Annotated in this window: 25 protein-coding genes and 2 pseudogenes; 17 read left to right on the top strand and 10 right to left on the bottom strand. The window is 63.6% G+C overall.

Going from position 1 to position 26,506, the window contains the following annotated elements; all coding sequences use genetic code 11:
- Window positions 1-28: 28 nt before the first annotated feature.
- Genes G7077_RS08695 through G7077_RS08670 form a run of 6 tightly spaced genes read left to right on the top strand, consistent with a single transcriptional unit; the run spans window position 29 to window position 4,095 of the window.
- A complete protein-coding gene (locus G7077_RS08695; RefSeq protein WP_166411354.1) occupies window positions 29-703 on the top strand; it encodes a glutathione S-transferase family protein in 675 nt (224 codons plus the stop codon).
- On the top strand, window positions 700-1,437 hold the full coding sequence (locus G7077_RS14415) for a DUF1428 domain-containing protein (RefSeq protein ID WP_166411353.1): 738 nt from the start codon (window positions 700-702) through the stop codon (window positions 1,435-1,437). The genes G7077_RS08695 and G7077_RS14415 overlap by 4 nt, the downstream gene beginning before the upstream one ends.
- A complete protein-coding gene (locus G7077_RS08685; RefSeq protein ID WP_166411352.1) occupies window positions 1,430-2,224 on the top strand; it encodes a VOC family protein in 795 nt (264 codons plus the stop codon). Before G7077_RS14415 ends, G7077_RS08685 begins: the two co-directional genes overlap by 8 nt.
- 11 nt (window positions 2,225-2,235) lie before the next feature.
- On the top strand, window positions 2,236-2,733 hold the full coding sequence (locus G7077_RS08680; protein WP_166411351.1) for a VOC family protein: 498 nt from the start codon (window positions 2,236-2,238) through the stop codon (window positions 2,731-2,733).
- Complete coding sequence (locus tag G7077_RS08675) at window positions 2,726-3,448, top strand: dihydrofolate reductase family protein (protein WP_166411350.1); 723 nt, start codon at window positions 2,726-2,728, stop codon at window positions 3,446-3,448. The genes G7077_RS08680 and G7077_RS08675 overlap by 8 nt, the downstream gene beginning before the upstream one ends.
- Entirely contained in the window at window positions 3,445-4,095 is a 651-nt protein-coding gene (locus tag G7077_RS08670; protein ID WP_166411349.1) for a glutathione S-transferase family protein, read from the top strand. The genes G7077_RS08675 and G7077_RS08670 overlap by 4 nt, the downstream gene beginning before the upstream one ends.
- Here G7077_RS08670 and G7077_RS08665 read toward each other — a convergent pair.
- A complete protein-coding gene (locus G7077_RS08665; RefSeq protein WP_166411348.1) occupies window positions 4,092-4,667 on the bottom strand; it encodes a J domain-containing protein in 576 nt (191 codons plus the stop codon). The genes G7077_RS08670 and G7077_RS08665 overlap by 4 nt on opposite strands.
- A 38-nt stretch (window positions 4,668-4,705) precedes the next feature.
- Between G7077_RS08665 and G7077_RS08660 the strand changes: the two genes are divergently transcribed.
- From G7077_RS08660 to cysC, 7 genes and pseudogenes are all read left to right on the top strand, one after another.
- Window positions 4,706-4,990: a BolA family protein gene (locus tag G7077_RS08660; protein WP_166411347.1), complete on the top strand. Its 285-nt coding sequence runs from the start codon at window positions 4,706-4,708 to the stop codon at window positions 4,988-4,990.
- Window positions 4,987-5,886, top strand: a complete 900-nt coding sequence (locus G7077_RS08655; protein ID WP_166411346.1) for a pirin family protein — start codon at window positions 4,987-4,989, stop codon at window positions 5,884-5,886. The genes G7077_RS08660 and G7077_RS08655 overlap by 4 nt, the downstream gene beginning before the upstream one ends.
- Window positions 5,883-6,683, top strand: a pseudogene (locus G7077_RS08650) (alpha/beta fold hydrolase); the annotation flags it as partial. The gene G7077_RS08655 and the pseudogene G7077_RS08650, both read left to right, overlap by 4 nt.
- Window positions 6,684-6,789: 106 nt before the next feature.
- A complete protein-coding gene (gene nusB / locus G7077_RS08645; protein WP_166411345.1) occupies window positions 6,790-7,236 on the top strand; it encodes a transcription antitermination factor NusB in 447 nt (148 codons plus the stop codon).
- Window positions 7,237-7,248: 12 nt separating this feature from the next.
- Entirely contained in the window at window positions 7,249-8,076 is an 828-nt protein-coding gene (thiL, locus tag G7077_RS08640; RefSeq protein ID WP_246167117.1) for a thiamine-phosphate kinase, read from the top strand.
- A gap of 299 nt (window positions 8,077-8,375) precedes the next feature.
- The gene (locus G7077_RS08635; protein ID WP_166411344.1) at window positions 8,376-10,544 is read left to right on the top strand and encodes a sodium-translocating pyrophosphatase; all 2,169 of its coding nucleotides are present in this window, start codon (window positions 8,376-8,378) and stop codon (window positions 10,542-10,544) included.
- A 90-nt stretch (window positions 10,545-10,634) separates the two neighbouring features.
- A pseudogene (cysC, locus tag G7077_RS08630) lies at window positions 10,635-12,451 on the top strand (adenylyl-sulfate kinase).
- 13 nt (window positions 12,452-12,464) lie between these two features.
- Here the strand turns inward: cysC and G7077_RS08625 are convergent.
- A complete protein-coding gene (locus G7077_RS08625) occupies window positions 12,465-13,961 on the bottom strand; it encodes a hypothetical protein (RefSeq protein WP_166411343.1) in 1,497 nt (498 codons plus the stop codon).
- 154 nt (window positions 13,962-14,115) lie between these two features.
- Between G7077_RS08625 and G7077_RS08620 the strand changes: the two genes are divergently transcribed.
- Window positions 14,116-14,901 (top strand): MipA/OmpV family protein, encoded by a 786-nt coding sequence (locus G7077_RS08620; protein ID WP_166411342.1) that lies wholly within the window; start codon window positions 14,116-14,118, stop codon window positions 14,899-14,901.
- A 107-nt stretch (window positions 14,902-15,008) separates the two neighbouring features.
- On the opposite strand, the gene fdxA is transcribed toward G7077_RS08620, so the two are convergent.
- Genes fdxA through G7077_RS08605 form a run of 3 tightly spaced genes read right to left on the bottom strand, consistent with a single transcriptional unit; the run spans window position 15,009 to window position 18,171 of the window.
- Window positions 15,009-15,347 (bottom strand): ferredoxin FdxA, encoded by a 339-nt coding sequence (gene fdxA / locus G7077_RS08615; RefSeq protein ID WP_166411341.1) that lies wholly within the window; start codon window positions 15,345-15,347, stop codon window positions 15,009-15,011.
- A 31-nt stretch (window positions 15,348-15,378) separates the two neighbouring features.
- Window positions 15,379-15,651, bottom strand: a complete 273-nt coding sequence (locus G7077_RS08610; protein ID WP_166411340.1) for an RNA-binding S4 domain-containing protein — start codon at window positions 15,649-15,651, stop codon at window positions 15,379-15,381.
- Between the two features lie 3 nt (window positions 15,652-15,654).
- Window positions 15,655-18,171 (bottom strand): helicase-related protein, encoded by a 2,517-nt coding sequence (locus G7077_RS08605; RefSeq protein ID WP_166412413.1) that lies wholly within the window; start codon window positions 18,169-18,171, stop codon window positions 15,655-15,657.
- A 104-nt stretch (window positions 18,172-18,275) separates the two neighbouring features.
- On the opposite strand from G7077_RS08605, the gene G7077_RS08600 reads away from it, so the two are divergent.
- Complete coding sequence (locus tag G7077_RS08600) at window positions 18,276-19,631, top strand: M23 family metallopeptidase (RefSeq protein ID WP_166411339.1); 1,356 nt, start codon at window positions 18,276-18,278, stop codon at window positions 19,629-19,631.
- On the opposite strand, the gene G7077_RS08595 is transcribed toward G7077_RS08600, so the two are convergent.
- Window positions 19,628-19,924 carry a hypothetical protein gene (locus G7077_RS08595; RefSeq protein ID WP_166411338.1) on the bottom strand — a complete coding sequence of 99 codons (297 nt, stop codon included), beginning with the start codon at window positions 19,922-19,924 and terminating at the stop codon, window positions 19,628-19,630. The genes G7077_RS08600 and G7077_RS08595 overlap by 4 nt on opposite strands.
- A 76-nt stretch (window positions 19,925-20,000) precedes the next feature.
- Window positions 20,001-20,954, bottom strand: coding sequence for an FkbM family methyltransferase (locus G7077_RS08590; RefSeq protein WP_166411337.1), 954 nt, complete (start codon window positions 20,952-20,954; stop codon window positions 20,001-20,003).
- A 187-nt stretch (window positions 20,955-21,141) separates the two neighbouring features.
- Between G7077_RS08590 and G7077_RS08585 the strand changes: the two genes are divergently transcribed.
- Both G7077_RS08585 and G7077_RS08580 read left to right on the top strand, forming a co-directional pair.
- Window positions 21,142-21,942 carry a hypothetical protein gene (locus tag G7077_RS08585; protein WP_166411336.1) on the top strand — a complete coding sequence of 267 codons (801 nt, stop codon included), beginning with the start codon at window positions 21,142-21,144 and terminating at the stop codon, window positions 21,940-21,942.
- A gap of 6 nt (window positions 21,943-21,948) precedes the next feature.
- A complete protein-coding gene (locus G7077_RS08580; protein ID WP_166411335.1) occupies window positions 21,949-22,893 on the top strand; it encodes a Kdo hydroxylase family protein in 945 nt (314 codons plus the stop codon).
- Here the strand turns inward: G7077_RS08580 and G7077_RS08575 are convergent.
- The 3 genes from G7077_RS08575 to G7077_RS08565 form a co-directional block, all read right to left on the bottom strand.
- Complete coding sequence (locus tag G7077_RS08575; RefSeq protein WP_166411334.1) at window positions 22,868-23,656, bottom strand: class I SAM-dependent methyltransferase; 789 nt, start codon at window positions 23,654-23,656, stop codon at window positions 22,868-22,870. The two genes, G7077_RS08580 and G7077_RS08575, sit on opposite strands and share 26 nt — an antisense overlap.
- 363 nt (window positions 23,657-24,019) lie before the next feature.
- Window positions 24,020-25,660 carry an ATP-binding protein gene (locus G7077_RS08570; RefSeq protein ID WP_166412412.1) on the bottom strand — a complete coding sequence of 547 codons (1,641 nt, stop codon included), beginning with the start codon at window positions 25,658-25,660 and terminating at the stop codon, window positions 24,020-24,022.
- 108 nt (window positions 25,661-25,768) lie between these two features.
- Window positions 25,769-26,485, bottom strand: a complete 717-nt coding sequence (locus G7077_RS08565) for a TIGR02186 family protein (RefSeq protein ID WP_166412411.1) — start codon at window positions 26,483-26,485, stop codon at window positions 25,769-25,771.
- Window positions 26,486-26,506 lie beyond the last annotated feature (21 nt).

The raw sequence follows: 26,506 nt of genomic DNA, 5'->3' as shown, positions 1-26,506 counted from the left end.
CAACGGATTGAACAAGAGGAGAAGGACAATGCCGATCGATCAAACGGCAGCGATCGAGATCACCGCTTTTGGCTGGGTTCCCGATGGCGCCAAAGGCCTGGTGAAGGACCTTCGCGTCCGCTGGGCGCTTGAGGAAGCTTGTCTCCCCTATCGCGTTCGGCTGCTTGACCCGCGAGATCGTCCCACTGACTATGTTCAGCAGCAGCCGTTCAACCAGGTTCCCTATCTTCTTAGCCCGGACATCGAACTCTTCGAAAGCGGCGCCATCCTCCAATATGTCGGGGAACAGGCCGAGGCGCTCCTGCCGCGCGAGGCGCGCGGGCGCTACGCCGCCATCCAATGGCTGCACGCCGCGCTGAGCAGCGTGGAGCCGTTCGTCCAGCGCCGAGTCCTCCTCGACAGCATCTACGCCAACGAGGAATGGGCAAAGCTTAGCAAGCCTTCGGCCGACGAACTGTCGGGGTTGCGACTTCGCCAGGTTTCCGAGCGTCTAGGCGACAGGAAATGGCTGGAGGATGATCGCTTCACGATTGGCGATCTGATGATGGTCACGGTGCTGAGGATCGCCGATCGCGGCAAGCTGCTCGAGCCTTTCCCCAATCTCGGCGCTTACGTCGCCCGCGGGCAGGAACGGCCGGCGTTTGCGCGAGCACTGACCGACCATCTCGGCGACTTTGACCAAACGGAAGGACTTGCAGCATGAGCTATTTCGAAGGCTTCGTCCTCCCCATCCCGGCGGAGAACAAGGAAAGATATCGCAAGCACGCGCAGCAAATGGCGCCCTTGCTTCAGGATGTCGGCGTCGGGCGTGTCGTCGAGACCTGGGACAATGACGTCCACGAAGGCAAGGTCACCGACTTCCGAATGGCGGTGAATGCCGCGCCGGAAGAGAAGGTCGGCTTTGCCTGGTTCGAATATCCCGATCGCGCCGCCCGCGATGCCGCCAATGCGCGGATGATGCAGAGCGAGGCGATGACCAGCAGCGACATCGACATCCCGTTCGACGGCAAGCGTATGATCCTTGGAGGCTTTGAAGCAATTGTCGAGGAGGGAACGCCCGGCGGCAACTACATCGACGGCTTCGTTGTGCCGGTGCCCGAACACAATCGCGAAGCCTACCGCCAGCTGGCCGCCAAAATGGCCGGCGTCTTCCGCCAGCATGGCGCCAACCGCGTCGTGGAGGCGATCAGCGACGACGTCTCGCATGGCGAGGTCACGGACTTCTATCGGGCCGTGAAAGCGGAAAAAGGCGAAGCCATCGTCTTCTCCTTCATCGAATGGCCCGACCGGGCGACGCGCGACACGGCGTGGGGCGCGATCATGAACGATGAAAGCATGAAGCCCGACGGCGAGATGCCGTTCGTCGGGCAGCGCATGTTCTGGGGCGGGTTCGAGCCGCTGTCCGACACCTTGAGCAATGGAGCGAGCAATGCCTAACCCACACGGAACCTTCATCTGGTACGAACTGATGACCCCGGACGCGGCGGGCGCGAAGGCCTTCTACGATGCGGTGGTCGGTTGGGACATCGACGCCACGTCGGCGGCTCCGATGGGCTATCGCATGATCAAGCGCAGCGACGGCGGCAACGCCGGTGGTCTTCTTCCGCTGACGGACGAAATGCAGAGTCAAGGCGCCCGGCCGGTGTGGATCGGCTACATCGGCGTCGATGACGTCGATGCCTCCGTGGCGGCGATCGAGGGCGACGGCGGCACCGTCATGATGCCGGCCTGGGACGTGGAAGGCATCGGCCGGATGGCGATGGTCACTGACGCTCAGGGCGCCCCCTTCTACCTGATGAAGCCAACTCCGCCTGCCGGGCAGGAGAATGCCGAGAGCGACGTCTTCTCGGTCGACCTGCCTCAGCATATTCGCTGGAACGAGCTGTCGACCTCCGATCCTGCCGCAGCCGTCGACCTCTACACCCGCCACTTCGGCTGGCGGCAGGATGGCGAGATGGACATGGGGGAATTGGGCAAATACCAATTCTTATACCATGGCGACGTGATGATCGGCGCCGTGATGCCCAAGATGCCCCAAATGCCGGTCAGCATGTGGAGCTTTTACATCGGGGTCGACGACATAGACCGGGCGCACGAAGCAGTGAAAGCCGGCGGCGGTCAGGTGTTCATGGAGCCCATGGAGATCCCGGGCGGAGAGTTTTCGCTGAACGGCATGGATCCGCAGGGCGCCGCCTTCGGCCTCGTCGGCCCGCGCAAGGCATAGGAGCGAAGAGCATGGCAACTCCCAAGAATCTGGTCTGCCTCTGGTACGACAAGGATCAAGCGGGCGAGGCAGCACGCTTCTACGCCTCTGTCTTCCCCAACACGGAGGTGAAGGCCGTCCACAAGGCACCCGACGATTTTCCGGGCGGCAAGAAGGGTGATGAGCTGACGGTGGAGTTCACCGTTCTCGGCATCCCTTGCCTCGGTCTCAACGGCGGCCCCAATTTCCCGCAGACGGAGGCCTTCTCCTTCCAGATCGCGACCGACGATCAGGAGGAAACGGACCGCTACTGGAATGCCATTGTCGGCAACGGGGGCCAGGAAAGCGCCTGCGGCTGGTGCAAGGACAAGTGGGGCCTCAATTGGCAGATCACACCGCGCGTTCTGACCGATGCGATGGCGGAAGGCGGTGCGATCGCTCAGGCCGCGTTTGCGGCAATGATGGACATGCGCAAGATCGATGTCAGCAAGACCGAAGCCGCCGTCGCCGGAGCACGGGCCGATGCGTAAGATCAGGGGCAGCGTGTTCGTCTCGCTCGACGGCGTCATGCAAGCGCCGGGCGGCCCCACCGAGGACCCGAGCGGCGGCTTCGCCCTCGGCGGCTGGCTTCCGCAATTCTTCGACGAGGACATCGGCGCCGCCATCGACGGCTTCTTCCGCAAGCCCTACGACCTGCTGCTCGGCCGCCGGACCTACGACATCTTCGCGGCCTACTGGCCATACGTCGGCGGCGAGGCGACCGGCATCGGCGAGATCTTCGACAAGACCGGCAAGGACGAGGGCGAGGCCGCCGCCATCCAGATGGGCGAGGACTTCACACGCGCGAACAAGTTTGTCCTCACGCGCGGCAATCCCGACCTCGGCTGGTCGAACAGCCATGCGGTGCGCAGCATGGACGAGCTTCGCGCCATCAAGGAAAGCGACGGTCCCGACCTGCTGATTCAAGGGAGCAGCACCCTCTACCCTGCCCTGATCCGCGATGGGCTGCTGGACGAACTGACGATCATGACCTTTCCGGCCGTGGTTGGCGGCGGCAAGACCATCTTCGGCGAGGGCACCCCCGCCAAGGCGATGAAGATGACCAACCACAAGGTCACCAGTACCGGTGCCGTGATCGCCACTTACGAGTTCGCCGGCGAAATCGAGCAAGGCTGGGCCGGGCCGCAGTCGAACAGCGCGCGCGAGCTGGAACGTCAAAAGGCAATCGAGGAAAACCGCTGGTGACCCTGCAGTTCTTCGGTCACCCCTTCTCATCCTACACTCAGAAACTTCTGATCGCGCTTTGGGCGGACGAGACGCCGTTCGACTACCGGCACGTCGAACAGCCTGGCGTTATGAACGAGCTCCGCCGCCATTCCCCTTTCGGCTTGTTCCCGCTGATCCTCGACGGCGACAGGGCGGTGTTCGAGACCAGCTGCATCATTGAGCATCTCCAGGCACATCATCCCGGCACGCACCAGTGGATTCCGCACGGTGAAGCGGGTCGCCGCGCGAGGTTCTTGGACCGCTTCTTCGACCTTTACGTCATGAACCAGATGAACGTGGCGGTTGCCAATGCCCTTCGGCCTCCGGACTGCAAAGATCCGTATGGGGTTTCCAAGGGAATAGAACGGCTCACCACCGCCTACGACTGGCTGGAAGCGAACCTCGGCGACGGCCCGTGGGCAGTGGGCGATCAGTTCACGATAGCCGACTGTGCCGCAGCGCCGTCGTTATTCTACGCCGATTGGGTGCAGGAGATTGGACCTGCCAGGCCAAAGCTCGCCGCCTATCGTGCGCGTCTCCTCGCGCATCCGATTGTTGCAAGAGCGGTGGATGAGGGCCGCAAGTATCGCCACTACTTCCCCTTGGGAGCGCCGGACCGCGACTAAGCAAAGGCGCGGGCGCCCTTCAGCAACGTATAGGCTTCGATAACGGCGCCTAGCCGCGACTCCTGGCTGCGGTCGCCGCCGTTACGGTCAGGGTGGAATTTGCGAACCAGCTGCGAATAGCGCTGGCGAAGGGCGGTGCGGTCTGTGTCCTCGCCGAGCCCAAGCACGCCTAGCGCCCGCCGCTCCTCCTTGGAAAAGCGCGAGCTGACCGCCGGCTCGGCGCGCCGCCCCTGAAACCGCGCACTGATCGCCTCGAGCGGGTCGGAAAAGTCGGCCCAGGCCGGCGCCGGGTCGGCACCGCCGGTGGAGAAGGCCCGCGTCTGCCGCTCCCAGCCGCCATACGGCCCCTGCGCCTCGGTAATCTCCTCCGGGCTCATGCCGTTGAAGTAATTGTAGCGCGCATTGTGCTCGCGGACATGGTCCAGGCACAGCAGCCGCCATGCCCCCGGCCCGTCGAAATCGGACGGCTGCAGCGGCGCCTTAAACTCGCCGGGGGCGTGGCACCCAGGCACGGCGCAGATGCCCTCTGCTCCCTCGACCTTTCCGTGAAACTTGCTGGTACGCGACGCCACTGACTTCCTCGACTGCCAAGCCCCTCTATATAGGGGACATGAACACCCAATTCACCGGCCCGGTTGCCCGCGAAATGCATGCGCGGCTCGCTTGCCTGTCGCCGACGCATATCGAGCTTATCGACGACAGCGAGAAGCATCGTGGGCACGGCGGCTACAATCCGTCAGGCGAAAGCCACTTCACCTTGCACATCGAAAGCGCCGCCTTCACCGACAAAAATCGCGTGACACGCCAGCGCATGATCTACGCCGCGCTCGGCGACCTCATGCGCGAACGCGTCCACGCTTTATCGATCAAGGCACGCGCACCGGGAGAAGAATGATGGAAGAGCCGATCATCCAGACCATCCAGCCGGTCACCCACGACCTTGGCGACTTCAAGGTGCGCCGCGTGCTGCCGTCGCGGGAGCGGACCATGGTCGGCCCATTCATCTTCGTCGACGAGTTCGGGCCGGCTCGCCTGACACCGGGAGAAGGGATGGACGTCCGCCCTCACCCGCACATCAATCTGGCGACCGTCACCTACTTGTTCGACGGCGCCATCGAGCATAGCGATTCGCTCGGCACCCGCAAGGTGATCGAGCCGGGCGCCGTGAACCTGATGACGGCCGGTACCGGCATCGTCCATTCGGAACGCTCCCCGGCCGACCGCCGCGCCGAAGGCCCGAGCTTCTACGGCATGCAGACCTGGCTCGCGCTGCCCGACGGCAAGGAGGAGATCGACCCCGGCTTCGACCATGTCGCCTCGGGCGGCCTGCCGCTGATCGAGGACGGCGGCGCGTCCGTGCGTGTGCTAATGGGAACCCTGTGGGGCGCGACGGCCGCGACGCCCTGCCATTCGCCGACCATCTATGCCGACATATTGCTCAGCGCTGGAGGCTCGGTGCCGATCGAAGCGGAAGCCGACGAGCGCGCCATCATGCTGGTCGGCGGCGAGGCGGATCTTGACGGACAGCGCCTAGAGCCGTTCGTGCTTTACGTCCTGAAACCCCGCCACGAAGCCCGCCTGTCGAGCATCAGCGAGGGCCGGGCGATGCTGATGGGCGGCGGCGCCTTTGCGACCAAGCGGCACGTCTTTTGGAACTTCGTCTCGTCGTCCCGCGACCGGATCAACCAGGCGAAGGAAGATTGGAAGGCGATGCGCTTCCCGCTCATCCCCGACGACCACGACGAGTTCATCCCCATCCCCGAGGTGCCGAAGACCGTCAGCTACCCGTGACGGAGTTCCGGTGCATCGCCCTGAAAACGGGCGTAACTCTGAACGTCGGCCTTGCCGGCCCCGCCGACGCACCGCCGGTCGTCTTCCTTCACGGCTTTCCCGAGTCCCGCCGCACCTGGCGCCACCTTGTGCCGCTGCTCGAGGACCGTTTCCGCCTGATCATGCCGGACCTGCGCGGCTTTGGCGCCTCAGACCGCCCAACCGGACGCAACGCCTACGCCACCGAGCGTGGAGTCGCTGATCTCCTGGCCCTCGCCGATGCGCTCGGCGCCGCTCGATTCCTCCTCGTCGGCCATGACATTGGCGGCGTGGTCGCCTGGACGGCGGCGCAGGCACACCCCGGCCGCATCGAGCGGCTCGCAGTCCTTAACGCACCTCACCCCTTCATCTTCGGCAAGAGCCTGATCGAGAGCTCGGACCAGCGCAGAGCGTCGCAATATATCAATGCGTTCAAATTGCCGGGCGCCGACCGGCTGATCCTGCAGGACCTCGACGCCTTTTTCGACCAGGCGATGGCCGCCAACGTGCAGGACACGCACATTCTCGAAGACGACCGCCAGCAATATCTCGCCGAATGGTCGCAGCCCGGTGCGATGAAGGCGATGCTCGGCTGGTACCGCGATGCCAGGGTACTGGTGCCGCCACCGGGCTTCTCTATCCCCCTGCCCGACGCTGTGCTCCATTTCGCTGGCAAGATCACCGTTCCGACCCTCGTCATTTGGGGCATGAAGGATAGCGCTCTGCTTCCGGTCCAGCTCGACGGACTTGAGCAAATCGTTGAGCAACTCACGGTCGTCCGCCTTCCCGACGCGGGTCATTTCACCCCATGGGAAGCGCCGGAACAGGTGGCACAAGCGCTTGGGCCCTTCCTTGGGGGCGGGAGGACGCTACTGCCCGCCGCCGATGAACACGCGTTCCAAATCCCGTTCCGCCGCCCGGCTCGCCGCCGTCCAGGCACTGTATCAGCACGAGATGGAAGGCACGCCCATCCCGCGCCTGATCCGCGAGTTCCACGAGCATCGGCTTGGCGCCACGATCGAGGACGTCGAATATGCCGAAGCGGAACAGAGCTTCTTCGACGACCTGGTAAGTGGAGCGAGCGCTCGCCGTTTGGAAATCGACCAGAAGATATCTGCTCGTCTTGCGGAGGGCTGGTCGCTGGAGCGGCTCGACCGCCCGATGCGCGCCATCCTGCGCGCCGGCGCCTATGAACTTCTGGCTCGCGCCGACGTGCCGGTCGGCTCGGTCATCTCCGAATATGTCGACGTCGCCCACGCTTTCTACGACAAGAAGGAAAGCGCCTTTGTGAACGGGCTGCTCGACGGCATTGCCAAGGACGCCCGAAGCTAGCTTTAAGAGCGGATGGACGAGTCCCGGGTCCTTGCGCGCTTACGACGCACCACTACGCACCCCGCCGCCCGCGGCCTCACCGACGATGTTGCCCAGCTCGGCGACCTCATCATCACCCACGACAGCATTGCCGAGGGCATCCACTACCTGCCCGACGATCCGCCCGCCAGCGTCGGCTGGAAGCTGATGGCGGTGAACCTGTCCGACCTCGCCGCCAAGGGCGCGGAGCCGATTGGTGCCCTTCTCTCCCTCACGCTGCGCGGCGATGACGATTGGGAAATGGGTTTCATCGACGGCGTTGAAGCCGCCGCCGAGACTTACGGCATGCCGCTGATCGGCGGTGACACGATCGCCCTGCCGGAGGGCGCCCCTCGCGTGCTCGGCCTGACCGCCATCGGCCGCTCGGCCGCGCCCGCCCCGAGCCGTTCGGGCGCACGCCCCGGCGACGCGTTGTGGGTCGTGGGCACTCTTGGCGACTCCGCTGCAGGTCTCGCCCTCCTGCATCGCGACAAGCACGCCTCGGGGACGCTGGTAGACGTGTATCGCCGGCCCATCCCGCTGCTTTGCGCCGGGCGTGCCTTGGCGCCCTTCGCGCGCGCGTCGATGGACGTGTCAGACGGCCTTTTGCTGGATGCGGAGCGGATGGCAAAGGCAAGCGGCTGCGCCGTCACCGTCGACCTGGCGACGCTGCCGACCTCCGATGCGTTCGCAGCCGCGCAGGGCAGAGATGTCGAGGCACTCCTGTTCGCTGCGACCGGAGGCGACGACTATGCGCTGCTGATCGCACTTCCGCCCGAGCTCGACCCGTTCACGCTTTCTTTACCTTCGGGACGAGGATGACCCGGATCGGCAGCTTTGCTGAAGGCGCGGGCGTTGCCCTGATCTTTAACGGAGCCGCCATGTCCTTGCCGGAGTCATTGGGTCATGAGCATCGCGGATCTGTCGCTTCGCCAGTGCCTGATCGCCCTTAGCGGGCTCGTCTCCGGAATGACGGTGGCGCTGCTTCTCTACTGATCCAGCCTGATTGCACATCCTGCACTCACGGTTGCAACGCCTGCATCCCCTCAATAAGCATTGTCATCCGCTGGCATTTCTCTGATGCTAGCTGTCGTTTCGCGACGCAACGGGGATGGAATTTCATGAACTTGCTTTTGATCGCGATTGCTTGCGGCGTGCTCGCCGTCATCTACGGAATAATCACTAGTCAGCAGGTGCTCCGGGCCTCACCCGGCAACCAGCGCATGGTCGACATCGCTGCTGCGATCCAGGAAGGCGCCAAGGCCTATCTAGGCCGTCAGTACACCACCATTGCCATCGTCGGCGTCGTGGTCGCGGTTCTGGTCGGCATCTTCCTGGGCATCACGCCTGCCATCGCTTTCGTCGTCGGAGCTTTGCTGTCCGGGGCAGCTGGCTACATTGGAATGAACATTTCGGTGCGTGCCAACGTCCGCACGGCGGAAGCAGCCCGCACCAGCCTGCAGGGCGGTCTCACCACTGCCTTTCGCGCCGGCGCAATCACCGGAATGCTGGTCGCCGGACTGGCGTTGCTGGCGATTGCCGGCATCTTCTACGTGCTGCTGGCCATGGGCGCCGACCTCGCGGACGCGGGCAACCGGCGCGAGATCGTCACTGCGTTGACGGCGCTGGCCTTCGGCGCCTCGCTCATCTCCATCTTCGCCCGCTTGGGCGGCGGCATCTTCACCAAGGCCGCGGACGTCGGCGCCGACCTCGTCGGTAAGGTGGAAGCCGGGATCCCAGAGGACGACCCCCGCAACCCGGCCGTCATCGCCGATAACGTCGGCGACAATGTCGGCGACTGCGCCGGCATGGCCGCCGACCTATTCGAAACCTATGTCGTCACCGTCGGCGCCACCATGGTGCTCACCGCGCTGCTGATCCGCACCGGGGCGGACGACCTTCTTGCCCTGATGTCCCTGCCGCTGCTGATCGGCGGCGTCTGCATCATCACCTCGATCATCGGCACCTATATGGTCCGGCTCGGCAAGGGCGGCTCGATCATGGGCGCGCTGTACAAGGGCTTCTGGACCACGGCGCTGCTTTCCGTTCCGGCGCTCTACCTCGCCACTACCCTTGCGCTTGGCGATCTCGGCCAGGTGATCGGCGGGCCCGAAGCGGCCGGTACCGATGTGGGCGGCGCCGTTGCTCAGCAGACCGGCGGCTTTACCGGCTGGGACCTGTTCTTCTGCATGCTGATCGGTCTGGCGGTGACCGCGCTTCTGGTGTGGATCACCGAATATTACACCGGCACCAACTATCGCCCGGTGAAGTCGATCGCCAAGGCGTCGGAAACGGGCCATGGCACCAACGTCATTCAGGGTCTGGCCATCAGCCTGGAGTCGACGGCGCTGCCGACGATCGTCATCTGCGTCGCGATCATCGCCTCCTACCTGCTCGCCGGCCTGATCGGCATTGCCTTCGCGGCTACCGCGATGCTGGCACTTGCCGGCATGGTCGTCGCCCTCGACGCCTATGGCCCAGTCACCGACAATGCCGGCGGCATCGCCGAAATGTCGGGGATGGAGGATGAGGTCCGCACCCGCACCGACGCGCTCGATGCGGTCGGCAACACCACCAAGGCGGTGACCAAGGGTTATGCGATCGGCTCGGCGGCGCTGGCGGCGCTGGTGCTGTTCGGCGCCTACACCACCGACCTTCGGGAGTTCGCGGGCGAGCTCAAGATCGGGGAAGGCGGCGTCGATTTCTCGCTCTCCAATCCCTACGTCGTGGTAGGCCTGCTGCTTGGCGCGTTGCTGCCTTACCTGTTCGGCGCAATGGGTATGACTGCTGTCGGCCGTGCCGCCGGCGACGTCGTGCTCGACGTCCGCGAGCAGTTCCGCAACAACCCTGGCATCATGGATGGCAGCAGCCGTCCAAACTATGCGCGGACCGTCGACCTCGTCACGAAGGCGGCGATCAAGGAAATGATCATCCCGTCGCTACTGCCGGTGCTCACTCCGATCGTCGTTTACTTCGTGATTGCAGCCGTTGCGGGCCGTGAGCAGGGTTTCGCCGCTTTGGGTGCGCTTCTGCTGGGCGTCATCGTCTCCGGTCTGTTCGTCGCCATTTCGATGACCAGTGGCGGCGGCGCTTGGGACAATGCCAAGAAATATATCGAGGACGGCAATTACGGCGGCAAAGGCTCCGAGGCGCACAAGGCCGCGGTGACCGGAGACACCGTCGGCGATCCCTACAAGGACACCGCCGGCCCGGCCGTCAACCCAATGATCAAGATCACCAACATCGTTGCCTTGCTGCTGCTTGCGGCATTGGCGGGCCACGTAGGCTGACCGAATAACAAACGAACTTCAGCCCCGCCCGGCACTGCCGCGGCGGGGCTTTTTCTTGTCGCTTGCGGCCAAGCGGCTAAGAAGCCCTACATGGGTGAGGACAAGGACCTGCTGCGCTTCATCACCTGCGGCAGCGTCGACGACGGCAAATCGACGCTGATCGGCCGCCTGCTCTACGACAGCCATGCGGTCCATTCCGACCAATTGAATGAGCAGGACAGCATCGATTTCGCGTCGCTGGTCGACGGCCTCTCCGCCGAGCGTGAGCAGGGCATCACGATCGACGTCGCCTACCGCTTCTTCGCCAGTCCGAAGCGCAAGTTCATCGTCGCCGACACGCCCGGCCATGAACAATATACCCGTAACATGGTCACCGGCGCCTCCACCGCCGACGCCGCCGTGCTGCTGGTTGACGCGCGCAAAGGCCTGCTGACCCAGACCCGCCGTCACGCTTACCTTGGTAGCCTGCTTGGCATCCGCTCTTTCATCCTCGCGGTCAGCAAGATGGACCTGGTCGGCTACGACGCGGATGTGTTCCACGCGATCGCCGCGGCCTTCCGCGCCTTCGCCGATGAGATCGGCATCACCGACTGGACCGCCGTTCCGCTGTCCGGCCTCAACGGCGACAATGTCGTCCTTACGGGCACGGCGATGAACTGGTACGATGGCCAGACCCTGCTTCAGCAGCTCGAGGTCATTCCGGTTGCGGTTGCCGATGCCACGGCGCGGCCGTTCCGGCTACCGGTCCAGCTGGTGGTCCGCCCGGATCAGGATTTCCGCGGCTACGCTGGCCAAGTCGTCTCCGGCACCGTCCGCAACGGCGATGAGGTGCGAATCCTCGCGTCGGGCCGGGTCACCCGAGTGGAGCGCGTTCTCGTCGGCGCACGTGACGTGCCGCAGGCGGTGCAAGGTCAATCGGTGACCCTGACGCTGACTGACCAGGTGGACTGCTCGCGCGGCGATGTGATTGCCCTCGCCGACGACCCCCCCAAGCCGCCGACCAGTTCGAAGCAACCCTCGTGTGGATGGGAGAGGAAGATCTGCTCCCTGGCCGCGGCTATTGGCTGAAGCTTGCCACGCAGACCGTCACCGCAACGATCCAGCAGCCCAAGTTCGAGATCAACGTCAACAGTCTCGAACATCTCGCAGCCAAGACGCTGGCAGCCAATTCCATCGGCGTCGCCGAATTCGCTACCGACCGCGAAATCGTGTTCGAGCCTTATGAAACAAGCCGCGAGCTCGGCGGCTTCATCCTGATCGACAAGCTGACCAACGCAACGGTCGCGGCGGGCATGATCCACTTCGCGCTCCGCCGGTCGCTCAACGTTCACCGTCAACATCTGGAGGTCAGCCGGGAGACTCACGCGACGCTGAAAGGCCAGCGCCCTGCCGTCGTCTGGTTCACCGGCCTGTCCGGCGCGGGGAAGTCGACCATTGCCAACCTTGTCGAGAAGCGGCTGGTCTCGCTTGGCCGTCACACCTTCCTCCTCGACGGCGACAATGTTCGCCACGGCCTCAACCGCGACCTGGGCTTTACCGATGCCGACCGTATCGAGAACATTCGACGCATCGGCGAAGTGGCACGACTGATGGCGGATGCGGGCCTGATCGTCCTCACCGCCTTCATCTCGCCTTTCCGAGCGGAGCGGGAGATGGTGCGCAAAATGCTGCCGGAGGGCGAATTCATCGAGGTGTTCGTCGACACGCCGCTCACTGAGGCGGAAAACCGCGATCCCAAGGGGCTCTACGCCAAAGCACGCGCCGGCGAGATCAAGAATTTCACGGGTATCGACAGCCCCTACGAGCCGCCGGAAGCGCCCGAGCTCCACATCGACACCACGGCGTTGAACGCAGATGAGGCAGCTGACCGGATTATCGAGGCGCTGCTCCGGGCGGGTAGAGCCTAGTTTTCGACACCGTTCACAAGGCTGGGGTGCACTGCATCGGACATCCCCGATCGATGTCATATCGTCCCTCGGTTAGACGATGTTGATGCAGGCATTCGTCGACTACCGGATCGATTCTCAGGCTCAGCCTTGCGCAACGGCCGGGCCGAAATTGCACAGACGTGCCATGTTTGGCCGACGTGAAGGTGAAATTCACTTTCGTGACCTGCTCTGTCGATCCGGTCTCCGCGCCGACGGCATGCCTGGTAATCCTGCCTTTCGTTTGCGGTGACAGTAACTCCAGCTGGGGCAAACAGGACGTGTTGTCCAAAGCCTGGATTTCGCCAACGACGCGGTAGGTGACGTACTTCGCCGCGGGTAGCGTCAGGACCGCTCCGACCTCTTCTGAATCGCCGTCATGTTCGACGACAATGTCTCCACCCTCGCCGAAAATGACCCGCGCCCCGTTCACGGCTTGCCAGTTGCGCCGACACTGATCGTCCGAGGGAATGAGATTTCCGCTTTGCAGATCCGATTTGTAGGGGCTGTCGTACCGGGAAAGGCGCCCCAGAAAGTCGCGCGCGGGCCAGGAGCCGGACATCCCATCGGCACGTTCTTTCGACGACCTCTCATCGGACAAAAGCAACGCGAAAGCGGGGTCGTCGAGCTCGTTCATGGCCGCGGTCAACTCTGCGACGTAATGCGGCGCGTACAAGCGGGAGAAGTCGAACGTGCGTGAAGAATAATCCTCGTAAACGTCTTCAAGGTAGGCTTGGGTGATTTCCGAATAATCATCGGTGTAGAGGACCGGAAGGTCCGCGAATGCCTGCATGTGCCGACTGCGCTGCACGATCGGTATGGCGCCGAGGTACAAACTTTCCCAGTGGCGATGGCAGTCGATCCCGAAACCCTCGGGTGAGGCAACGAATTTGTGCCGCATGACTTCGGTAAGATATTTGAACAGAGCGCCGTCGTCGTGCGTGGGTCTGGTGAACACACGGTCGGTCACCCACTCCTCACCTCGAAAGCGCTCCGCAATTTCTTTCCTGTGCGGTACGCCTCGCTGAGCGGCGGGAAGATCATACTCGTCCCCGGTTGCGAAATTGAGGTAGAGCAGCGCGCGATCATTGAGGCTGCCCTGGGGACGGTGCCGCCGCGCGAACTTCAACATCTGCAGCATCGCAGACTTCACCCCCAATGGGATGCTGATGACCCGCGGATCTGAATGCTCGCGATTGGTGGTGAAGACGCGGACGACATTATCCGGTATCGGCCGGCCGTCGTTCGTGAATGTCTTGTCGCCATGACAAGTTATAACCACCGCTTTTCGGGCCCGCGTTGCAATTTCACGTTTGATCGCACGGTGATTGCGTGTTCCGACAATGACAACGCAGTCACGGCCCTCCGGAACGGCGTGTGCCGGCTTAAAGTCGAAGCAGGCTAGCATGGGAGGAATTCCGTTGTGCTGGCCGTGCAACATAAGGTCCAGCGGCGGGTCGAAGCCGGCGTGCGCAGCGAAACTCATCTGCATTCTATTGTAACCTCAAGCCCCTGGAGAAGCCCCTCACCTCAGGGCCCGATGCTCCTATAGTCGACCAGTCTAGCGCGGTCCTGCGATCCTGAACAGGAACAGGAGCGAAGACTTCGCTGCAACTAAGTGACGCGACAGCAGTTACGGGGCTGTTATGAAAGCAACCATCCTCGCCTCCGCCGCCCTTCTTGCCACCGCCAGCGTTGCCCAGGCGCAAGACAATCGCGACAATCGCGACATTCGCGTCCGCGTCGGCGCAGGCGCGCAGGTGCGGCCCGAATTCATCGGCGCCGACGACCGTGAGATCGCGCCCTACTGGGACGTCGATATCGCCCGCGGCGACAACCCGTTCGCCTTCGAAGGCCCGGACGACAGCTTTGGAGTCCGGCTCCTCTCGGGAGAGAATTTCTCCGTAGGGCCTGCTGCCAATATCGAGGGCAAGCGGAAGGAAAAGGACGTCGGTGCACCCGTTGGCACGGTGAAGACCACGATCGAAGTCGGCGGCTTCGCAGATTATTTGCCGAGCGAGAACTTCCGCCTTCATGCGGAGGCGTTGAAGGGGGTCAACGGTCATGAAGGTTTTGTTGGCTCCGTCGGCGCCGATTACATCGCCCGCGACGGCGACAAGTACGTCTTCTCCGTGGGTCCGCGCCTGCTTTTCTCGGACTCGCGCTATCAGCGCGCCTATTTCGGCGTGACGCCAGCTGCAGCGTTCGCTTCGGGTCTCCCCGCGTACCGTCCCAAGCGCGGCGTTCATGGCGTCGCGCTGGCGAGCGGCCTGTCCTACCAGTTCAGTCCGAAGTTCGGCCTGTTCAGCTTCGCCCGCTACGAGCGTCTGGTCGGCGATGCGGCCAAGTCCCCGATCGTCCGGGAGATCGGCTCGCGTAACCAGCTGTCCGCGGGACTCGGCCTCAACTACACCTTCAAGATCGCGCGTTGATCGTTCCCGGCGAAAGCTGGGGTCTTCAGGGTGGTGCGAAGCCGCACTTTCAAAAATGAGATGCGCCAACCGGCGCTCCTAAGCCCCGTCCGTCGCGGGGGAGCGGATCAGTCGCCCTCGCCCGGCTCCGGTGAGAAGTACTTGTCGTACTTGCCTTCCTCGCCCTTATGCTCGTCGGCATCGGCGGGGCTGTCCTTCTTGCGGGTCAAGTTCGGCCATTGCGCGGAGAAGGTGGCGTTGATCTCCAGAAACTTCTCGAGCCCGTTCTCGGTGTCCGGAAGGATCGCTTCCGCCGGGCATTCCGGCTCGCACACGCCGCAATCGATACATTCGTTGGGGTTGATGACGAGCATATTCTCGCCCTCGTAGAAACAGTCGACCGGACACACCTCGACGCAATCCATATACTTACAACGGATGCAGGCCTCGGTAACGACGTAGGTCATGGCGTTTCAGTCCCCTTTGAACAGGCCTTCGCTAGGCAGGCGGATTCGTCTCGTCAACGCCCAGCTCTTCGTAATGGGTGCGGGCTTCCGTCGCGGGGCCGCGTCGTTCCGGCAAGCCGAGCACCTTCAACACGCGAACCTTGTCGTGGAGCGGTAGCGCGATCACGCTCCCGACCTTCACGGTCTCGCCGGTTTTCTCAACACGCCTACCGTCGATCCGCACGTGGCCGGCGTCGATCAGGCCCTGCGCCAGGGTGCGGCTCTTCACCAGACGGATGCAGTGCAGGTAGCGATCGATGCGCAACGGTCAGCGCTTCAGCTGCGCCAGTCCGGCGAACGCATTACCGCTCCGCTGTTCAGGCCGCTCCCGCTGCGATCGCCGCCCGCGCCAGCGCCATGCGTCACCAGCCTTGGCAAAGCCGACCTCCTGCATAAGGCGCTCTACTGCCTGCTCGTCCAAGCCGACGGAGGTCGCGAGTTCCCGGTCGACGGGATCCGCGCCGCCCGCCGCACGCACCTTATGTGCATGGCTGGCAAGCCGGTCGGCGAGGTCGATCCGGATCCAGCTTCGCCCCAGCCGCCGATACGCCAGCCCGGCGCCCCGAGCATCATGGTCTGCGGGTAACGTGGCCGCGCCCGCATTCGGCATCGCCGGCATCGTCTCGCCCGACCGCACGGCAGCCAGCGCCGCGCGCCAGTATTGCGCGGCAGGCTTGAGCAAGGCGGGCAGGAAGACGTCTAACGCGCCCAGACGTACCCGCAGTTTGTGGAGCGCCTGTCGATCCGCTTGCTCAAGCGCGCCGATCGCACTCATCAGCGCCTTGCGCGGCAGGACACCGCCGGCGTCGGTCAGCATCGCCGCCACCGATCGCACGCCTGATGATGCACTGCGGTCCGTCGCCGCAGAAGACAAGGCGACCAGCGGCGCAAGATGCCGATGAACTTGCCGCTCCAACCATTGCTCCAGCCGGGTGCGAAGTGCTGCGCGGACCTCCGCCGACAGGCGATCGAGCGGACGTGCAGTGCGGATTGCCGGCTCCAGCAGCGACCGGCCAGGCGCAAGCTTCGCCAGCCGGTGTCCTTCCCAACAGATTGCCACGCCATCGGCGTCTGCGGCCAAAGCGAACGCCGCATCGTCGGCATCGATCAGCGCCTTTGCCCGGCGATCTAGTTCGTCGCCGAGCCGCCGCTCCGCCGCTGCAAGCAACAGCCTCTTGTCCGCAAGCCGCGCGGACTGATCGACTTTGAACTCGAACCCCGCCAGATGCCCGATCGGCTCCGGCCCGACACTGACCTCGCCGTCCGCCGCCACCGTCACTGGCAGCGCCGCCGCGCCCTTGGCGCCGATATCGCGGACCAGCACGGCCGTGCGCCGGTCGACGAAGCGCTGCGTCAGACGCTCATGCAGGGCGTCCGAAAGCCGCGCCTCGACCTCGCGCGTGCGTGCCGTCCACCTGGCCGGGTCGGCCATCCAGTCCGCGCGATGAGCAATATAGGCCCAGCTCCTGACCCCGGCGAGCCGGTCGGCCAGCATCTCGATATCGCCGTTCACATTGTCGAGCCGGGTGACTTCCGCCGCGAACCAGTCGGGCGGCACATGCCCGCCCTCGCCGATGTAGCTGAACAACCGCCGTACCATCCGCGCGTGGTGCATCGGTCCGACCTTGCGGAAGTCGGGTAGGCCGCACACCGCCCACAGCCGACGCGCCTGCACGCCGCGCCGGTCGGCCATTGCCGGATCCTCGGCGATTAGCTTCAGCACGGCGAGATCTACCGCGAGCGGCGCCGCACGCAGCAGCGGATCGGTCGGCTTGGCTTCCAGGCTGCCGATCAGCGATTTGACGTCGGTGAAGTCGAGATTGGGATTGCGCCAATAAAGAAAGTCGAGCGGACGGAAGCGATGGTCCTCGATGGCCTGGATCTCTTCCTCGCTCAGGCCCTGGTCGTCGCCCGTCAGGCCAAGCGTACCGAACGTGCCGTCGCGCTGGTGCCGTCCCGCGCGTCCCGCGATCTGCGCCATCTCGGAAATGGTCAGCCGTCGCTCCCGCCGCCCGTCGAACTTCTCGAGCCCCGCGAAGGCAACATGGGTGACGTCCATGTTGAGGCCCATGCCGATGGCATCCGTCGCGACGAGATAATCGACCTCGCCGCGCTGGAACATGGCGACCTGACTGTTGCGGGTCGCGGGCGACAGTGCCCCCATCACCACCGCCGCTCCGCCGCGAAAGCGCCGAAGCATCTCGGCCAGCGCGTAGACTTGCTCTGCCGAAAAGGCGACGATCGCCGAACGCGGCGGCAGGCGTGACAGCTTGGTCGACCCCGCATAGCGCAGCGTCGAGAAGCGCGGCCGGCTGACGATCTCCGCATCCGGCAACAGCGCCCGAACCATCGGCTTCAGCGTGTCGGAGCCGAGGATCAATGTCTCCTCCCGTCCCCGCGCCCGCATCATTCGATCGGTGAACACATGCCCACGCTCGGGATCGATCCCCAGCTGCGCCTCGTCTATGGCGGCGAACGCGAAGTCGGGCAAAAGCCCCTCTGCCGGCCGGTCGCTGCGGCCCGTAGAGATCGGCATGCTTTCCGCGGTGCACAGAACATAGCGCGCGTTGGGCGGAACGATCCGCTCCTCACCGGTGATCAGCGCCACCTGCTTCTCACCTTTGATGGCAACGACCCGGTCGTAAACCTCGCGCGCCAACAGCCGCAGCGGAAAGCCGATCACACCCGATGAGTGGGCGCACATCCGCTCGATGGCGAGATGGGTCTTGCCGGTGTTGGTGGGGCCGAGAATCGCCCGAACCAGTCCTGTGTCGCCGCGCGGCATGATCACGAATGTGGCAGCGCTTGGCCCGAGTGCAAGTTCCGATTTTCTCGCGCCTTAAACGGCTCTTAACCTTGTTCGCCGATGAAGCGGACAAGCACCCGGACATGCCCTTGCACCGCCCCTCCCACCCGCTTCGCCGCTTCGGCTCCGCACCGGTACAGGCCATCGCCGCGCCTGCGCGCCGGCGCCGGGGCCTGCTGGTCGGCGCCGCCGCTTTGCTGTTCAGTGGCGTTGCCGTCGCCGCATTGCCTGCTGCCCAGCCGGAAACAACAGATGACGACGGTCAATGGCAGGCACTCTCTCTTGCGCCGATCGCGCGCGGCGGCGGCACGGGGATGCGCCAGTCCGCCACTGCCGCCGTCGAGGCCATCCCGGTCGCGCCCGAACGCCAGCGGCTGACCTTCACCCTTACCTATTCCGGCGCTGAACCGTTCGGCGCCATGCTGATGCGCGCTGGAGCCGGCTATGCCGACGCCGCCACAGCCCACCGCATGGTCGGCAAGGTTCCTGGCGGCACCCAGGTGCAACTGGTGCTCGGCCCGCGCGCCGCATCCGGCCGGACGATCATGCGGGTCGATCTTACTGCCGCCGTTGACCGCAGGCTGCACATCGCTCGCACTGCCCAGGGCCTAAGCCTCACGACCGAGCGCATCGCGGTGGACAGCCGTCCTGTCCGCATCCGCGGCCGCGCCGGCAACGGCATCTATTGGGCGTTGCGGGCAGCCGGTGCCTCGCCTCAAGCGGCGGCGGAATACCTCCGCGCGCTCGCCGCACAGCTCGACGTCGGCAGTGAGGTCGGACCCAACGATGGCTTCGACCTCATCCTTGCCCATCGCAGCTCGGCCAGCGGCGCCGCGCAGGAAGGGCCGCTCCTCTACGCAGGGCTCGATCGCGTCGGCGGCAAGCAGGTGCAGCTCGTCCGCTGGCGGAGCGGCAATGCGCTGACCTGGGTCGACGCCAACGCCGATCAGGCAACCAACACGGGTTCAGGCGCGATGATGTGGCCGGCGGCCGGGCGCCTCACCTCCGGCTTCGGTTACCGACGCCACCCCATTCTGGGCTACAGCCGGCTTCACGCCGGCATCGACATCGCCGCGCCGAGCGGAACTCCGATCGTGGCCGCAGCCGCCGGCCAGGTCACCGCCGCCGGGTGGGCGGGCGGATCTGGGCGGATGGTCCGGATCAGCCACGGCGGCGGCATCGCTACCAGCTATGCGCATATGAGCGCCATCGCAGCGGAGCCGGGCAGCTTCGTCCGTCAGGGCCAAGTCATTGGCTATGTCGGCTCCTCCGGCCTGTCGACCGGCGCCCACGTCCACTATTCGGTCTATGTGTCGGGTCAGCCGGTCAATCCGATGACCGTGCGGCTTTCGGCACCCGCTCCCGTCGACACCCGCCAGATCAGCGCCGTCCGTCAGCGCCTCAAGGCCCTGCTCGGCGTCGGAACCCAGCGCGTCTAGTTGTCGAGCTGCGACCGGCTCCGCCCAGTGGTGCGGCAATAGTTCCGGTAGTTGTACGTCGAGACCTCGAGCAATTTCTGACCCGATCGCAGATGCGCATATTGGCTCCCGCAGTCATAGGTCGGGTCGCCATTGTCGAGGCAATCGGCATATTTTTGGAGTGCGTCGGCAACCTTCGCCGTCGCGGTTTTATAGTCGCGGTGATAGTCCCCGCACCGGTTGCGTTGCGCGTCGGCAGCGGCTGGAACCAACAAGGCGATCAGCGCCAATCCAAACCCTGCCACACGCTGCATGCTGACCTCCGCCCAGAATCGGATGGACCATACCTACTAAACACCAGCGAAAAGTCGAAGCCTCGGAAGGCGAACTTCAGGGCGTAGCGGGCATCCTGAGATCGATCGGCTGCCCGGGAACATAAGCATCATATGCTTGCTGGAACACCGCATCGAGCCTGTCGTCCTTGTAGAAGATATAGTTGAACCCGCCGGCGCGCCGCCGCTGAAAGGCCTTGATCCCTTCCACGTCGAACTTGTGTTTCCGGTTCATCCCCAGCTGGCACCACGAAAAGCGCCAGCCACCTTCCTGCATCCGGTCGACGATCTCCAAATTCCTGGGATTGTCGTAATTGATCTCCACCAGAACGGTCTTCAGCTGAGGATGACGTAATAGCTCGGCCATGCCCCTGATCACGCGGTGCTCGAGCCCGTCGACGTCGATCTTGATGTGGTGCGGGACCGGCATACCCTCCTCGATAAGGGAGTCGACGGTACGCCCAATGCAACCCTGCTGACGACGGCCGTCCTTGCTGACGACCCAGTCCGGAGCAAAGGCCTTGTCCTCGGTCCAGCTATTCTCCTGGAAGTCGTGATAGGAAATCCCGATGCCGAAGTCGCTGAGCAGCAGCCGGTCGGCCTTGTCGACATCGCTTAGCGCCAGGCAATAGCCCAACACGCGCTTGTCGAGATCGTTCAGAAAAATGTTCTTGTTCAATTCGGCGTAGTTCAGCGCCTCGGGTTCGAAGGCATAGACTTGGGAATTGCGCATGACTGCCGCGTAAACGGTGTACATGCCGACATTGGCGCCAATGTCATAAAGGGTCTCGCCTTCCCCAAACGTGTCGATCCACGCGAGCGTGATCGGCTCCTTCGTGAACAGGGTGCGAAGACGCTTCCTGCTTGAAGAGCCCGTCGTCGCGAAACGCATCGTTTTACCGCGCAGCGGGACTTCGTCATATTCCAGGTCAAGCCACTTGTTCTTGATGCGGGGAAGGGGCGCCGGCGCGTCGTTGGCCTTGCGAAAACGACGAAGCAATTTCGAAATCATCAAGAGATCAACGGTCCTCTTCTTCTTGCTTGTCAAATGTTCTTGCCGCTTCCAGTGTCGCGCGGCGTTAGCGTAAAGCCGGTGTACAATGGCACTCATCCAATTCGATCCGACCATCCCCCGCAACATCCACGAGCTCAGCCTGTCGGAATCGAGGACGATCCGGTCGCTGTTCGAGCGCGGGGAAGTGGTCGTCCTCAAGGATGTGCGCATTGACGCCGATTTCGATTTCTTAAGATCGGTCGAGCCACCGCACGGCACTGGTTCCAAGCGAGGCAAGTACGTCTTCTGGCGTGTTGTGAACGGGGTGCGCGACGGCCGCAATTCCGTGTGGGAAACCTTCCGCAGGGAGGTATTCGAAGACGACGAGAACCGGTTCGAGAAATTCCGAGAGCAAATTCAATCTGTCGACGCGCAGATCGATGGCATCGCGCGCACCATCTTCAATCGGCATCGCTTCCTCACCGAGACGATCACGTGGAAGTTTCAGCGCAACCGCGGCGAAAACATGCACATCGACAATCTGAACGGCTGCGACAAGGCCGCGCAGATTCGGCTGTTCGCCAATCTGGACAACAAGCCGCGTCAGTGGTCGATCGGTCGCCATTGGCGCCATTATGCCGAGCGGGAATTTGACCGGGCGAAGCTGTCCGATGCAGTGGATGATCCCTGCGATTTCAATCATCGATTGAGTGCGGCCGCGTTCGGAGTGAGCACCGATACGTGCAGGGAACCGCGGCACATGATCGAATTCGAGCCCGGCGAGGTCTGGCTGGCCAACTCGGCGCTTGTTGCGCATCAAGTGCGGGGCGGCGACGTTCTAGCCCTCGTGCATCACGAATATCCCTACCGCTCCTATACGGACCCGGCCGAGAGCCTGCCGGCATTACTGAAGAACTTGGCGCGGCGCCGATCCGGCGCCCCCGTCCCCATTGCTGAAAAGATTCGGACAGCTCTTCAGGCCTTCCGCCTGAAGCGCGCGGCCTGACGCTTCATGGCCAAGATTGTCCGCAACCCGAACGTACCCGACCGCGTGAAGATGGTCGACCACAAGCGCTACGCCCACGCTCCGGAGGAGCTCAGTGCGGAACTGACCGATTGGTACGAGAACGGCTACCTTCTCGTCCTTCAGAACTACAAGTTCGAGGCAGGCTGCGAGACCTTCAACAAGCTCCTCTTCCCCAACCAAAAGTACGCCGCAAAGACCATTCTTCACGTCGATGAGGAGGCGCATGGAGAGGCGCCGCGTAAGCGCGAGTGGGAGGAGATGGCAAAACTGCTCGGCCCGACCGACGTCGAATACGAAGAGTTTCAGTCGGCCGTTGGCGCAGCCAACGCGGAGCTGATCCGCCTCGCGGACTCACTTTTTCCCTTCTACCGGTACGAGAAGCGCTACTGCGTCTACAACCTTACCGAGATGCTGGCGCACAACATGCACTTCGACAGTCCGCAGCACGCGGGCGAGTTCAGTCAGCTGCGCATCTTCGTCAACCTCGATGCTTTTCCGCGGATCTGGCGGGTTGGAGGCACGATCGAACATGTGGCTGGCGATTGCTACGAAACGGCGAAGCTGCAGGACACCATCGGCCTGCATCCGCGCCAGTTCACGCGCGCAACGACGGTTGCGACCTATGGCGACCGCTACAATAGCGGGGCGCATAATCAGCCGATGCACTCGATTGCGTTTCAGCCTGGCGAGGTCTGGTTCCTGAACCCGAACATGGTCGCGCACGAAGTTGTCTACGGCAGGCGCCTGCTCGACGGTGTTTTCCTGTTCAATGCATCATACCTGCGAAATCCCGAGCGCTACTACCCGGCAATCGTAGAGGATCTGCACAAGCAGAAGCTCGGCCGCGGCGGTTACTGGTGGCGCACGCGAAAGGCAGCGATTGCGGCTCGCGTCCGAAGCGGTATCAGCAGGCTTTCCGAGCGACGATGATCTGACGCGTGTTCCGGAAGCGCTGAGCCCGGAACATGTGCGGAGACTGGACCTTCAGGATCAATTCGAAGCCGCACTTCTTCAGTGCATCGATCAGCACCTCTTCCGTCGCCCAGAATGAGTGATCGTTGTCGAGCGAGGCGCGCATCTTCGATGACCGCTCATCTGACGACTCCTCTTCCCGATGTTCGCGGTAGAGGTAGCCGTCAAAGGCCGCTGCTTGGGGTTTCCGCAGGAGCAATCGCCCAAACAGGCGGGCGAGCCACGACGAACGGGGCGGAGACGACTTCTCCACCAGTTGAACCGGTTTTAGTTTGTGCTCGGATTGCAGCTGCTCGTCGGCGACATGGGTGTAGAAGATCGCCGTGTCCGCGGTTGCGCGGGCCACGTTCTTGAGGAACAGGAACCAGGCCTCCGGCTCGATGTGGTGCAGGATGCCCGAGCATAGGACGATGTCGAAGCGGCCGTTGAGCGCTCCCGGAGCTCGGACATCCTCGTGCATGAATTCTATATTGGAGAGCTCAAGAACGTTCGCCGCGAAACGGGCGCGGTCCACGGCCAACCGGCGGCCGTCGATGCCGACCACATGCCTTGCGCCGGCCTGGGCGAACATGATCGCGTGACCGCCTTCACCGCAGCCAAGATCGAGAACCGTTTTCCCGGCGATCGTTTGCCCGGCGGTCATGGTCCTGGACAATTTAAGCGCGATTTCTCCCAGCTGTAGTAGCCCCTGCGCTTTCTTGAACCACTTGCCGTCGCGCAATTGCGAGATCGTCTTCTGGCCGTCCAGATCGATGAGATGGGTCCAAGGAATCTCAGGCCTGAGTTTCAGTAGGCCGCGCCTTATGTCGCGACGGCGTGCATGATCAGGGCGCGGTACTTCGGGAGGTTCCGATTGATGATATTGGCGGGCCGGATCCACCTTAGTCGGCCTGCCAAGCAGTTGGAACTAATGAAGATCTCGCACCAGCCAAGCCATTAAACATGGCACCATCATTACCGCGTCGCGCGGGCCCTGCAACAGCTGGGATCAGCCTTCAGCAATCCTTGATGCCCCTGAAACATCGACCTGAAGCCCAGCGTCGAGCACCTTCACGTCGCAGCTGTGTCCGGTGAGCGAGCGCGCCTAGCGACCGTGCCCGCGCCACCGCTTGACGGTGCGTTGGATGATCCCTTCCTCGCCGCCGGTCTCGCGCCACAAGGCGGCGAAGCTCGGGTCGGAGGATGCCGGGCGCTTTTCCGCTTCCAGATCGTCGAAGCGGACGCGGATAGGGATGGCGACGCCTTCGCCGCAGACGATGCACTCGCGATTGCGGAGCGCCGGGATGGCGTCGAGGAAGCCGCGTGCACCTTCGGGCATCGCCGCTCGGACGCAGGCCTGGTCGCGGTCGTTGTTGAGTCGCATGGAAATGATCGTGCCGCACTGCGAAAGCACGCCTTCGGCAAGGTCGGACGGCCGCTGCGTAATCAGGCCCAACGACACGCCATATTTACGGCCTTCCTTTGCAATCCGCTCCAGGATCTTGCGGACGGCCTGGCCCTTCGCGCTTTCATCCTTGGGGACGTAGCGGTGCGCTTCCTCGCAGACCAGCAGGATCGGACGCTGCGCCTCGGTTCGCGACCAGATCGCATAGTCGAACACCATCCGCGCCAGCACCGACACGACGACGCTGGTGACGTCGGACGGAACGCCCGACACGTCGACGATGGAGATCGGACGGCCGTTGGCGGGCAGACGGAACAGCTTGGCGAGGAAGCTGCCCATTGTGTCCGACACCATCATGCCAGAGAACATGAAACTGTAGCGCGGGTCCGCTTTCAGCTCGTCCAGCTTGTTCTTTAGCCGCGCGTAAGGCGTGCTGTCGCCGGCGCGGTCGAGCTTGCCCATCTCTCCGACGATGATCGTGTTGAGATCGGTGAGCAGATAGGGGATCGGCGAATCAACCGTCACCTTGCCATATTGCTCGGCCGTCTTGCTCTTCGTGCGGGCAGCCAGCAGGCACTTGGCAAGGATGTCGGCATCCCGCTGGCGCTCGGCGCCGTCGGTGGTCAGCAGCACTTCGCAATGCTCTTCGAAGTTAAGCAGCCAATAGGGCAGCTGCAGGTTGTCGACGTTGAACAGCTCGCCGCAGCCCTTGAAGGCGGCGCTATACTCGCCGTGCGGGTCGATCATTACGATGTGACCCTCGGGGCTCAGCTGCGAAATACGGTGAAGCACCAGCGCGACCGACGTCGACTTGCCGGTGCCGGTCGAGCCGAGGATCGCGAAATGCTTGGACAGCATCGGATCGACGTAGAGCGCGCCGCGAATATCGTCCGTCGGGTAAACCGTGCCGATTTCGATGTGCGGCTCGTCGCTTGCGGCAAAGACGGAGCGGAGGTCTTCGGTGCTGACCGGCAGGACCTCGCAGCCCGGAACAGGGTAACGTGTGACGCCGCGGCGAAAATTGGTCATCTTGCCCGTGCCGTCCCGCGTGCCTTCGCCAAGGAAGTCGATGTGGGCGACGATATGTCCGTCATCGCTGGCGCGCATCGTGCGGACGTTGGCGATCAGCCAATTTCGGCCGACCACCATCTTTACCTGACTTCCGACCTGCCCCGACATGGAAATGGACGGATCCGCATGGTTCTGGAGCGACCCCAGCCGGGCGGCGTCAAGGCGGATCTGAGAGCCCGACCCGGCGATATCGACGACGATGCCGATGGAGTCCTGCGCCGATCCCGCCCCACTTGCGCTGTTTCCGCCGTCATCGGCGAAATTGTTCATTTCATTGAGGAATTGGCGAAGATCGGGCTGATCGTTCATGATGTTCTGGTCCCACCCGGTAAAGAAAAGTCGAGGTGGGTAGATATGCGGGAGCAGTTAAAATTTGGCTTAGAACCGCCGCTTGAAGAGGGTCGCCGCCGCCCAGCCAAGCGCCACGGACATCAGCACGGCGACAAGTCCGTAAGCGAGCTCGTAGCGCCGGGCGGCGCGGGCGACGAACAACTCGAACCCCGACTTACGGATTTCGACGTCCCGCGTGGCCGCGGCGATGATCCGGTCGCCTTCGATCAGGAAGGTTTCGGCCGTGTAGGTTCCTTCCGGCACCTGACTGGGAATGGTGATGGAGGCGCGGTAGAGAACCCCGTCGCTGATTTCGACACCCTTGGGATCCTCGATATAGAGGCCTTGGCGGCGCCGGAGATCGATCAGGCCAGCTTCGAACCGCCGCTCCTTCTCCGGGAGCGCGCCGCCGCCTGGCGACAACTGCAAATTCTGCAGACCCAATTCGTAGATTGCAGCCGTTCGCTCGTCAATCAGCTCGGACAAGGGACGGGAGGAAGCAATTGCGTAATATGAGGGCGCTGAGCGGAAGCGGTGCGAGTCCGCATTCATCCAGATGCCGGCGATCTTTCGCTTCTCCCGCACCCGGATCGGCTTCACCGGTCCTTTCAGCACCACGGCGACCTCTGCCGGACGGCGCGGCGCGCGGCCGCCGGGATAGAGGATGGCGCCGAACAGCAGCAATTGCTCGCCCTTGAAACTGTAGCGGATGTCCACCCGGCGCGAGGAGATGTCCGGCACCAGCACAGGCGACGCCTGCCCCATCAGCAAAGGCGCAAGGGCCGC

Source organism: Sphingomonas piscis, from assembly GCF_011300455.1.
GTDB lineage: Bacteria > Pseudomonadota > Alphaproteobacteria > Sphingomonadales > Sphingomonadaceae > Sphingomicrobium > Sphingomicrobium piscis.
This window is presented reverse-complemented; position numbering and strand designations above follow the sequence as displayed.

Coding starts and splice junctions, on each gene's coding strand:
- G7077_RS08695 (WP_166411354.1), top strand. CDS start 29: ATGCCGATCGATCAAACGGCAGCGATCGAGATCACCGCTTTTGGCTGG.
- G7077_RS14415 (WP_166411353.1), top strand. CDS start 700: ATGAGCTATTTCGAAGGCTTCGTCCTCCCCATCCCGGCGGAGAACAAG.
- G7077_RS08685 (WP_166411352.1), top strand. CDS start 1,430: ATGCCTAACCCACACGGAACCTTCATCTGGTACGAACTGATGACCCCG.
- G7077_RS08680 (WP_166411351.1), top strand. CDS start 2,236: ATGGCAACTCCCAAGAATCTGGTCTGCCTCTGGTACGACAAGGATCAA.
- G7077_RS08675 (WP_166411350.1), top strand. CDS start 2,726: ATGCGTAAGATCAGGGGCAGCGTGTTCGTCTCGCTCGACGGCGTCATG.
- G7077_RS08660 (WP_166411347.1), top strand. CDS start 4,706: ATGAACACCCAATTCACCGGCCCGGTTGCCCGCGAAATGCATGCGCGG.
- G7077_RS08655 (WP_166411346.1), top strand. CDS start 4,987: ATGATGGAAGAGCCGATCATCCAGACCATCCAGCCGGTCACCCACGAC.
- nusB (WP_166411345.1), top strand. CDS start 6,790: ATGAACACGCGTTCCAAATCCCGTTCCGCCGCCCGGCTCGCCGCCGTC.
- thiL (WP_246167117.1), top strand. CDS start 7,249: ATGGACGAGTCCCGGGTCCTTGCGCGCTTACGACGCACCACTACGCAC.
- G7077_RS08635 (WP_166411344.1), top strand. CDS start 8,376: ATGAACTTGCTTTTGATCGCGATTGCTTGCGGCGTGCTCGCCGTCATC.
- G7077_RS08625 (WP_166411343.1), bottom strand. CDS start 13,961: ATGCAGATGAGTTTCGCTGCGCACGCCGGCTTCGACCCGCCGCTGGAC.
- G7077_RS08620 (WP_166411342.1), top strand. CDS start 14,116: ATGAAAGCAACCATCCTCGCCTCCGCCGCCCTTCTTGCCACCGCCAGC.
- fdxA (WP_166411341.1), bottom strand. CDS start 15,347: ATGACCTACGTCGTTACCGAGGCCTGCATCCGTTGTAAGTATATGGAT.
- G7077_RS08605 (WP_166412413.1), bottom strand. CDS start 18,171: ATGCCGCGCGGCGACACAGGACTGGTTCGGGCGATTCTCGGCCCCACC.
- G7077_RS08600 (WP_166411339.1), top strand. CDS start 18,276: ATGCCCTTGCACCGCCCCTCCCACCCGCTTCGCCGCTTCGGCTCCGCA.
- G7077_RS08595 (WP_166411338.1), bottom strand. CDS start 19,924: ATGCAGCGTGTGGCAGGGTTTGGATTGGCGCTGATCGCCTTGTTGGTT.
- G7077_RS08590 (WP_166411337.1), bottom strand. CDS start 20,954: ATGATTTCGAAATTGCTTCGTCGTTTTCGCAAGGCCAACGACGCGCCG.
- G7077_RS08580 (WP_166411335.1), top strand. CDS start 21,949: ATGGCCAAGATTGTCCGCAACCCGAACGTACCCGACCGCGTGAAGATG.
- G7077_RS08570 (WP_166412412.1), bottom strand. CDS start 25,660: ATGAACAATTTCGCCGATGACGGCGGAAACAGCGCAAGTGGGGCGGGA.
- G7077_RS08565 (WP_166412411.1), bottom strand. CDS start 26,485: ATGGGGCAGGCGTCGCCTGTGCTGGTGCCGGACATCTCCTCGCGCCGG.